The organism is Vicinamibacteria bacterium, from assembly GCA_035620555.1.
Classification (GTDB): Bacteria; Acidobacteriota; Vicinamibacteria; order Marinacidobacterales; family SMYC01; genus DASPGQ01.
Window position 1 is genome coordinate 1 of the sequence record DASPGQ010000205.1, and the last position, 9,931, is coordinate 9,931.

Genomic DNA, 9,931 nt, shown 5'->3' on the forward strand with positions numbered 1-9,931 from the left:
CTGACGAAACGGCTCCTGCACGCGCTGTGGTCCTCGGGGGATTTGGCGATCCGCGCGCGCCCAAATTTTCATCGCCTCTATGACCTCACCGAGCGGGTCATACCTGATGCGATCCGACGAGAGGCGCCGAGTCGACTCGTATCCATCTCGACGCTCCTCTCACGAGCTCTGGCGATGCACGGATGGGCGGAGACGCGAACGCTCGCCCACACTTGGCGGCTTCCGAGAAAGGATGTGACGAATTGCTTGCACGAGCTCCGTTCTCGGGGCGAGCTCTCCGAGTGCGCACTCGTCACCGAGGGAGGGCGCCGGCGAACCGGCTGGATCCGTCCGCGAGATCTCGCGCTCGCGGCGCGGTTGGGGGAGGCCCGGAATCCTGTGGACCATGGTGTCCTACTATCACCTTTCGACGGGCTGCTCTGGGATCGGGAGCGAGTGCAACTGCTCTTCGGTTTCGACCAGGTTCTCGAAGTCTACAAGCCTGCGGCGAAGCGCCGGTACGGTTACTACTGCATGCCCGTCCTCGCCGGGGATCGTCTCGTCTCCCGCTGTGACCTCAAAGCGGATCGGGATACGGGAACCCTACGCGTCCTGTCCTTGCTCGAAGAGCCAGGGTGCACCGGTGAGATGCGGGAGGCGACCCGAACGGCGATCGCCCGACTGGCTTCTGCCCTCGGCCGAAGGCCGACTGGGCTTCCGTCTCCAAGAAAAGCGAAATAGCAACTCTGCGGATCAGCACCAGAGGGCGTCAACGAAGAACGAGCTCCAGCACGTTGCTGACCCGGCAGGTCATGAGATCCACCGACTGGAGCAAGACCTCTCCCGAACCGATTTCCGGCGGGATGCCGAACACGACCACGGCTCCCGACTCGTCGGCAACTCGAATGACGGCCTTGACCGCGCTGATCTCTTCCAGGTAAAGGTCGTCGCATTCTCGGATGGAAGTCTCTCCGTCCGGGGTTCCGAACACCATGGCGACGCGGCCTCCAGGCGTCGAGCCGGTCACGACGAACTTGCCCGTACCGGTCGCGTCCTCGATACGGTCGAGATGAACGCCATCTCGCACCGCCTCGAAGGCCAGAAACGACGCCGACGCGAGCATCTCGCCGGCGATGTAAACGTCGACAAAGGCGCCCGTCAGCCCGTCGTAACGGCGCACTCTGTTGCCCTCGGGCTCCGCGACGTAGAGCCGACCGTCGCGCCCCCAGGTGAAACCGAGGGGTGAGACGAGCGCCGGATCGTCCACGAACACGTCGAGGAGCTCTCCGCGCTCCCCGTGGAAGCGAAGCAACAACCCGGTGAAGGCGTCGGAAACGTACAGGTGTCCATCGGGACCGAAGTTGACGTCCTGAGGTCCGGCCAGAGCCGTCGAGGCGAACACTCCCAGAGGCTGTCCCGTCTCCCCGTCGTAGCGAAGGATCTGGTGAGTCTGGACGCTTCCGACGTAGAGGTCGTCGTCCGGACCGAAGGTGAAGCTCACGGGGCCGTCGAGGCCCTGACCTTCGGCGGCGACGCGATCGAACGCGCGCGTCTCCAAGTCGTAACGCAGGATCTGGTTGCGAACGGCGTCGGCGACGTAGAGACCACCGTGCGGTCCGAAGGCAATGTTGCCCGGGCTCTCGAGGCGGGGATCTTCGATGAACACGTCGATCGGTGCACCGGTGCCGCCGTCGTAGCGAAGGATGCGGTTCGAATCACCCGCGGCTACGTAGAGGTGGCCGTCGGGACCGAAGGTCAAGCCGACGGGGCCGGCCAGCTCGGGAGATGCGGCGAAGAGTCGGGCCGACGAACCGTCGTAAGCCACGACCGCATCGCGCGAACGACTCGTGACGAGAAGGTCCTGGGACTCGACCTCGGTCGAGAGCGCGAAGAAAGTCAGTATCGTCCACGGTACCGGGCGCAACAAGGCCTCCAAGCCAGAGCTACGCCAGTCTAGCTCATTGGGCTCGGCGCGCGCACGTACGAAATCCCGCCAGCACGTCTCCCCGATGGGGGAGGAAGAAATTGCGGTAGGTGTTGCTGATCAGGCGGGAGCGCGTCGCCCAGGCGCCTCCCCGCAGTACCTTGTGATAGCCGAACCAGGGAGCCGAATACTCGCGATAGGGGAAGTCCACGACGAACCCGGGAAAAGGGTAGAAGGCCGAGGCGGTCCACTCCCAGACGTTGCCGATCATCTGCCGGCATCCGAAAGCGCTGTCTGATGCGGGGAAGGCTCCCACGTCCACCGTCCCGAGGTGATGCGAGTCGAGATTCGCGCGCTCGGGGGTGGGAGGCTCGACACCCCACGGGAAGGGGTGTTTTTCCATGGAGCTCGCGGCAAGTTCCCACTCCGCCTCGCTCGGAAGCCTTCGCCCCGCCCAGTTGCAGTAGGCCTCCGCTTCGAACCAGCTCACGTGGACAACGGGCTTGAATGGAGCGAGAGGCGCGTATCGATCGAAATCGCGTTCGAGCCAACCGCTCTCGGAGCGCACCCAGTAGCGCGGGCAGCGGAGGTCCGTCGCCGACCGCCACACCCAGCCTTCGTAGCTCCAGAAACGCCGCTCGAGAAAGCCCCCCTCGTCCACGAAAGCGGCGAACTCCTCGTTGGTCACCGGGGCTCTCGCGATGCGATAAGGCGCAAGCTCGACGTGGTGGGACCACTTCTCGTTGTCGAAGACGAAGGGCGCCTCCGGCGAAGCGCCGAGCCGATAGTTACCGCCGGGAATCTCGACCTCACCGGGGCAGGGGCCTCCGGCGGGAACGGGCGAAGCCTCGAAGACGGGCCGAGGGTAGCCCAAAGTCTGCCGCGTGTAGGTGAGCGCTTCGCCATGCATATCTTCGTGCAGCGTACCCAGAAGAGCCAGATAGGTCGCGGCAGGGCCAGGCTCCGCCTCTCCCAACCGCTCGAGCACGAGCTCCAGAACCCGGTTCATGTAGGCGAGCGTCCCGTCGCGATCGGGCAAGGGAAGGGACCAGCGGTCCTCGTGCGCCACCTTGAACGAGTCGTACATCTCGTCGGCGCCGGGGAGAAGACGTTCGTGCTTTCCCAGAAGGTCCAGGAAGAAGACTTCGAAGAAGTGCGCCACGTGGCCGAGCTCCCACCGGATCGGGTTGACGATATCGAGCTTCGGCAGCTCGAGATCGCGATCGGCAAGATCTTGCACGAGATCGAGCGTCCGGTGGCGGGCGTCTCGCACGAGATGATCGAGCGTCGCCGAAGACAGCCGGTGGTGTTTTTCTCCGAGAGCGGCGAGCCCCACCAAAGCCGAGTCTCAACCGGTCTCGACGGAGCGGAACGGCAGCCGAAATCGGGACCCTAGAGTGGACAGGAGTTGTTCCTTGGCCACGTAGACCACGGGAATGAAGACGAGCGTGACGAGCGTGGAAGCGGTCAGCCCCCCGATCACCACCCGAGCCAGAGAGGCCTGAATCTCTCCGCCGGCTCCGATCCCGAAAGAGAGGGGCAACAGTCCGAGAACCGTCGTCAAGGTGGTCATGAGGATCGGACGCAAGCGGAGCCGTCCAGAGGCGATCACCGCTTCACGGACGTCCATTCCGTACTCCCGCCGCATCAGGTTGATGTAGTCCACGAGCACGATGGCGTTGTTGACCACGATGCCGATCAGCATGATGACGCCCATGAGACTCTGAATGTTGATTGTGGTTCCTGTCAGGAGAAGAGCCGGGACCACGCCGATCACCGCGAGAGGCACGGAGCACATCACCACCAGGGGGTCGAAGAAGCGCTCGAACTGGGCGGCCATGACCATATAGATGAGCACGAGCGCCATGATGACGGACACCCGAAAGTCGGCTGCCGCCCTCTGCTGTTCTTCGTACTCGCCCCCATAGACGATCGAGAAGCCTTCGGGTAGGGGGAAATCCGCGAGCTCCGCCTGGATCCTCTCCACCGCGTCACCCAGTGGAACTCCGCTTTCCAGGTTCGCGGAGATGTAAGTGACCCGTTGAGCGTTGACGCGGCTGATGCCCGTGGGACCTCGCCCCTTGCGTTGGGAAATGATGGAGGAGACGGGAAGCACTTCTCCAGCGGGGGTGCGGACGGAGATGTTCTGCAGATCGAGTGGGCTCAGGCGGTCGCCCTCCCGCAGTCGCACCATGATGGGGAATTCGTCTCCCTCGACACGGTAGACACCGGCGCGACTGCCTCCGACATTGGTCTGAATGACGCGGGCGACATCATTGACGGTAAGGCCGAGATCGGCGATTTTCTGACGATCGAAGATCAGATTCTGCTCCGGCCGGCCTTCCGTCCGATCGATGCGGACTCCCGAAACTCCGGGAATGCCCTCCATCTGCCGCTTGATCCGCTGGGCGAGCTGCCGGGCGCGCTCGAGGTTGTGTCCGCGCAGCTGAACGTCGACCTCGGTATTCTCCGCCCTCCCGAAAATCCGGCGGAGGACCCGCAAGCCCGACTGGGCGCCGACGCGAATGTCCCCTCCAGGAAGGCGCCCGGCGAGATTGCCTCGGATGCGGTCGGCGAGCTCCGAAGTGCTCACCGACCTTTTGGACGCCTCCACCATCGTGACCTCGACCTCCGCTCGACCGTCACGCACGTCGGTCGTCAAATGATTCACATCCTCCATGGGAAGCTGGGCGCGCACCACCTGCTCGAGCTGCCTCAAATATCGATCCTGTACCGCGATATTGGTCCCCTCCGCCATCATGAAGTCGATGTCGATCTGGTTGGCGTCCGTTTGTGGAGCGAGCTCTACCGGTATCCAGGCGATGAAGACCGAGCAGAAGACGACGATGAACGCGGTGACGGCGAAAACCACGACCTTGTGGTGCAGGGCCCGCTCGATCACGTCGCCGTAGGCGGCTTCGGTGCGGGCGAAAACGCGTTGAAACCAGCTCTTCTTCGATTCCCCCTCCGAGCCGTCTGGCCGGACGGTCAGAAACCTGCTGGCGAGCATGGGAACCAGAGTGAGTGCCACGAAAAGAGAACAGACGAGCGCGAATACGACGACCAGGGCGAGCTCCCGGAAGATCAAACCCGAGATGGTTTGCATGAAGACGACGGGCAGGAAGATCACCGAGGTCGTTATGGTCGATGCCATGATGGCCCCGGTCACTTCGCGAGTCCCGACCAGGGCGCTCGTTTCCAGATCCTTCCCTTTTTCTTCCCGCAGTCGCACGATGTTCTCGAGAACCACGATCGCGTTGTCCACGATGAGTCCCACTCCGAGGGCCAGACCTCCGAAGCTCATTTGATTGAGCGTCAATCCGTTGAAATACAGGAGAGAGAACGTGGCGATGATCGAGATTGGAATCGACAGGGCGATGATGAAGGTCGACGAGCCATTCCGCAGGAACACATAGAGGACGAAGATGGCGAGAAGCGCTCCCCAGGTCGCCGATTGGCGAACGTTGTCGATCGATGACTGGATGAACTCGCTTTGATCGGAAGTGACGAAGAGCGTAAGGTCGTCCCGCTCGGCGTTGATGCGATCGATCACCTGGCGGATCCCCGCCGCCACCGAGACGGTGTTCGCTCCCGTCTGTTTTCGGATGCCGAATCGCACCATCGGTTTGCCGTCGATCCTCACCAGGCGGTCGAGGTCCTGATAACCCCATCGGACCTCGGCGACGTCTTTGACCCGCACCGGCTTTCCGCCGGCGATGGTGACGACGGTCTCGGCAATCTCATCCAGCGATCGATACTCCCCGAGCGTGCGGACATAGAGACGTTGCGTCCCGAAGTTCACATTGCCGCCCGGCAGGGTGACGTTCTCGCTCGTGAGGGCCTGCTGCACCTGGGCCGAGGAGAGCCCGGTGGCAATCAGACGGTCGTTCTTCAGATCGACGTGAATCTCCCGACGAACTCCTCCCCAAACCTCTATCGAGCCGACGCCGGGGATCTGCTCGAACCGCCGGGTGACCTCGCGCTCCAGAATCCGGGTGAGCTCCACCAGGTTTCTTTCCGAGTTGGCTCCGACGATGACGACGGGAAAATCATTCGGGTCGAACTTGCGAATCCGTGGGGTCTCGGCTTCCGGAGGGAGCTGGTCGCGGATGTCGTCGAGGGCGGCCCGAAGGTCATTGGCGGCCGCGTCGAGGTCGGTGCCCTGCCCGAACTCCAGGGTCACGCGGCTCTCTCCTTCTTCGGAGTTGGAACGCACCCTCTCCACACCGGGAACGCCGGAGATGGCGTTCTCGATGGGTTGGGTAATGATTTTCTCGATCTCTTCGGGGCCCACGTTGGGGTAGTCCGTAGCAATCGTCAACCGCGGATACTCGATGGGAGGCAGAAGGTCGACGGGAAGGAAGCGGAAAGACATCACCCCGAGGACGATGACGATGAGAAAGAACATCGTCGTCGCGATCGGTCGCCTCACTGCGGTCTGCGTGATCTTCACGACGGATCCATCCTTAATTCAGTAAATGAACGCCCTCACGGCTGGCTCTCCAGGACTTGCCGCAGCAAATCCTGTCGCTCCAATCCCTGCAAACCTAGGATATGTTCCCAACTCGTCGGCTGCACCCGGGCCCTCTCGACTCCGCCCGACAGGAGATTCTGGCCGACGGTCACGACCCAAACGCCCGGTTCGAGCCCCTCGACACCGACTTCCATCCGCCCTTGCGCGACGACTCGGACGGGTTGGAAGCGAATCTCGGTCGGAGGCGAGATGGAAGGCTCGGATTCCCCATCGTCCGAGCCGGGGGGCCATTCTCGAGACCCGAAATCGGGTAACAGATAGACGCCTTCCTCGCCGGTGGCGGAATTGGTATCGATGGCGCTCGCGGGCACCAGAGTGGCTTGACGGCTTTCACCGTACAGGATGTCGACGGGAACGAACATGCCCGGCTTGAGGCTGGGATCGGGAGTCTGCAGGTCGATTTCCGCCTCGGTGCTCCGGCTGAGCGGATCGAGGAAGGGAGAAATCCGGGAGATTTGGGCTTCGAGCACGCGTTGCTGGCCGCCGGTTGCAACCTGGACGCGGGCCGGCTCGCCGATGCCGATCTCGTGCAGCATCTCTTCGGTGAGCACCACGCGGATCTTCAACTCCTCCAAGTTTCCGATGGTAAAGAGCTGCGTGTTCTGGCTCACCTGCATGCCGACCTCGGCGTTCCGCTGACCGACGGTTCCGGTGATCGGGGCGCGAACGACCATCTTCGACAGGATCTCCTTGCTCTCCTCGGTCGCCGACTGGGACTGCTGAATCTGAGCTTCGGCAAGCTCGATGCTAGCCCGGGCAGCGGCCATCTGAGCTTCGAGGGTCTCCAGCTCCGACTGGCTCGCAAGCCCTTCTGCGGCCAGCATTTGTGTGCGCTTGTAGTAGGCTTCGAGCTCCTGGAGGCGGGCCTGGGCTTGCTTCAACGCCGCCTGATTCACGTTGTACGTGGCCCTCGCCTGCTGGAGCTGCTCGCTGTACATCCGGTCCTCGAGATAGACGAGAGGATCGCCGCGCTGCACCTCGTCGCCATCCCGGACCTCGACCCGGACGACCCGTCCGCTCATCTCGGGATAGAGGGCGACCTGATTGTCCGCCACGATGGTCCCGTTCAACCGTTCGGAGAGCGGGAGAGATCCGAATCGAGCCTCCACGGCCTCGACGACGGGAATATCGGCGGCAAGTCCTTCCGAAGCGGAGCTATCCCCTGACTTCTGGGAACAGGAGTTTGCCGCCACGCCCGCAAGAAACGGCAAGAAGATCGCCTGGATGAATCGGTAACATCTCATGGATCGCAGTAGAATCTCCCTGCAACCAGCCCCCCTGCGCACCATAATAGCGGTTTAGCGGCGCCAATGGTCAAAACGATGCAAGGATCTTGTTAAGAATGTAAAGGGGCGTCCGCTCTCGCGGACGATTCTTGAGCTAGCCGAGAAACTTGTAGCCGAGGCCGTACACTGTCACGATCAGCTCCGGCTTCGCCGGGTCACGCTCGAGTTTTTGGCGAAGCGTGCGGACGTGAACGTCGACGGTCCGCGAGTAAACCGAAGCATCGTAACGCCACACGTTGTCCAGGAGCGCGTCGCGAGAGAGAGTTTGCCCGCGGTGCTCGATGAAGTACCGGAGGAGTCGAAACTCGAGCGCGGAAAGCTCCACGCGCTCGCCCCGGCAACGGACCTCGGTTCGTTTCAGATCCACCTGGACATCGCCGAAGCGATGGACGTCTCTAACCGAAGTCGGGAGACGGCCCGCCGACCGTCTCAAGAGCGCCTCGATCCGCGCGAGCAGCTCCATGGGCTCGAACGGCTTCGCCAGGTAGTCGTCGGCCCCGATCTTGAGGCCCAGGACCTTCTCCACGAGCTGGCCTCGAGCGGTCAACATGAGGATGGGAGTGGCATCCCCTCGCTGGCGAAGGTCCCGACAGACGTCGAATCCACTCTTCCGCGGAAGCATGACGTCGAGCAAAATGATGTCGAATGCCTCGGCCGTCGCCCGCTCGAGTCCGGATTCACCGTCCTCGGCGGTCTCGACGTCGTACCCCTCGGCCCGCAAACAGTCGGTCAGGGTCAAGACCAGGCCGGGCTCGTCCTCGACGAGCAGGACCCGACGTCCGCCCGACGACCCGCCGCTTTCCGCGGAAGTCACGATGAACCGCGGTCTGGAAGTCGGATGGTGAAGACGCTTCCCGAGCGATCGCTCTCCACGGTAACGCGACCCTCGTGAGCTTCGACGATCTCCTCGACGAGAGTCAGTCCGAGGCCGGTTCCCTCGACCGGACCGTTTCCGGTGCGCCGTCCGCGGAAAAACGGCTCGAAGATGCGCGGCAAGTCCTCGGGAGAGATGCCCCGACCTTCGTCGGCCACGCGAATCGTCACTTCTCCTGCCTCACCCGATTCCGAGCGTCGAGCCTGGATGCGCACGCACGGGCTCGGCCCCGAATGCTTGATCGCGTTCGCTACCAGATTCTGGACCGCGTGGCGCAGCGCCTGGGCGTCGCCCCGAACCTGGAGGTCCCCCGGCGTATTGTCCCGCTCGATTCGCGCCTGGTGTCGCTCGATCAGCGGTCGGCAATCACCGACGGCGGCTTCGATGATTTGCGCGACCGATACGAGCTCCCGGTCGAAGCACTGGTCCCTGCTCTGCATCTGTCCGAAAGCGAGCGCTCGCTCCACCATTTCCGAGAGCCGACGCTCCTCGCTGCCGATGAGAGCGGCGTAGCGCTTGACCGACTCCTCGTTTCGGACGGCGCCGCGCTCGAGGTTCCCCGCCGCCATACGGATCACGCTCAAGGGCGTGCGCAGCTCGTGCGAAACTCCGGCGACGATATCGAGCTGCTGGCTCGCCAGACGCTGCGCTCGCTGAGTCGAGACCACGAGGAGTACGGCCATGGCACCGAGCAGGCCGAACAGCCCGAGGTTCACGGCGATGCCACGCCGGCGTCGCTGATCGAATGCCTGCTGCAAGGACCCCGCCGGGTGACGGACCAGAATCTGCCAGCGGCCGAAATCGCTCTCGCCTTCGGAGAGTACCGAAGCCGGGACCTGGGCAGCGGCGAAATCCTCGTGGGCCTCCGGCGATTCCGGGATCAGCATTCCGAGCGACAGCCCGACGTTCAGCAGAAGCTCTCGATACTGCCGCTCCGAGAGCAGATCGAATAGGTAACGCGACTCGTCCGGTGTAGAGAAATCCTGAAGCGAGAGACCATCGGCCGTTTGGTAGACGATCTCGGGAGGATCGGTCCGCCGCACGATCAGGGCCTGATAGGTCACCCCGTCACCGATGGACAGGTGACGTTCGGCCAGAGACGGAAGGAACTCCTCGACGATGTAATCGTGATCCAGCTCGATGATGACGTGCCCGTCCGGCGCCCCGCCCCCCTCACCCCCCTCACCCCCGACGGCTTCCGGACGTTCCGAGAGCCACGGCAGCACGAGCGCCGGTATCTCGTCGCGGAAGGTGGCGCCGGCCTCGTCCCGAGCTTCCAAGTGTCTCGTCGGCGGTTCGATGATGGAGTCGAATCGATTCGGCCACGACACCGG

The 9,931-nt window shown here is 63.3% G+C and carries 7 protein-coding genes; 1 reads left to right on the forward strand and 6 read right to left on the reverse strand.

Annotation, left to right across the window (positions count from 1 at the left end):
* The coding region (locus tag VEK15_08280) for a crosslink repair DNA glycosylase YcaQ family protein (protein ID HXV60676.1) at positions 1-720 on the forward strand (720 nt) is incomplete at its 5' end.
* A 28-nt stretch (positions 721-748) separates the two neighbouring features.
* Here VEK15_08280 and VEK15_08285 read toward each other — a convergent pair.
* From VEK15_08285 to VEK15_08310, 6 genes are all read right to left on the reverse strand, one after another.
* Positions 749-1,903 (reverse strand): NHL repeat-containing protein, encoded by a 1,155-nt coding sequence (locus VEK15_08285; protein HXV60677.1) that lies wholly within the window; start codon positions 1,901-1,903, stop codon positions 749-751.
* A gap of 34 nt (positions 1,904-1,937) precedes the next feature.
* Positions 1,938-3,239: a selenoneine synthase SenA gene (senA, locus tag VEK15_08290; protein HXV60678.1), complete on the reverse strand. Its 1,302-nt coding sequence runs from the start codon at positions 3,237-3,239 to the stop codon at positions 1,938-1,940.
* 12 nt (positions 3,240-3,251) lie between these two features.
* A complete protein-coding gene (locus VEK15_08295) occupies positions 3,252-6,356 on the reverse strand; it encodes an efflux RND transporter permease subunit (protein ID HXV60679.1) in 3,105 nt (1,034 codons plus the stop codon).
* Positions 6,357-6,391: 35 nt separating this feature from the next.
* Positions 6,392-7,681 carry an efflux RND transporter periplasmic adaptor subunit gene (locus VEK15_08300; GenBank protein ID HXV60680.1) on the reverse strand — a complete coding sequence of 430 codons (1,290 nt, stop codon included), beginning with the start codon at positions 7,679-7,681 and terminating at the stop codon, positions 6,392-6,394.
* 136 nt (positions 7,682-7,817) lie between these two features.
* Positions 7,818-8,537 carry a response regulator transcription factor gene (locus tag VEK15_08305; protein ID HXV60681.1) on the reverse strand — a complete coding sequence of 240 codons (720 nt, stop codon included), beginning with the start codon at positions 8,535-8,537 and terminating at the stop codon, positions 7,818-7,820.
* Positions 8,534-9,931 (reverse strand): HAMP domain-containing sensor histidine kinase (locus VEK15_08310; GenBank protein HXV60682.1); only part of this gene is annotated, 1,398 nt, incomplete at its 5' end. The genes VEK15_08310 and VEK15_08305, both read right to left, overlap by 4 nt.

What these genes read in the sequence shown, in the direction of transcription:
- VEK15_08300 (HXV60680.1), bottom strand. Translation starts at nt 7,681, where the DNA reads ATGAGATGTTACCGATTCATCCAGGCGATCTTCTTGCCGTTTCTTGCG.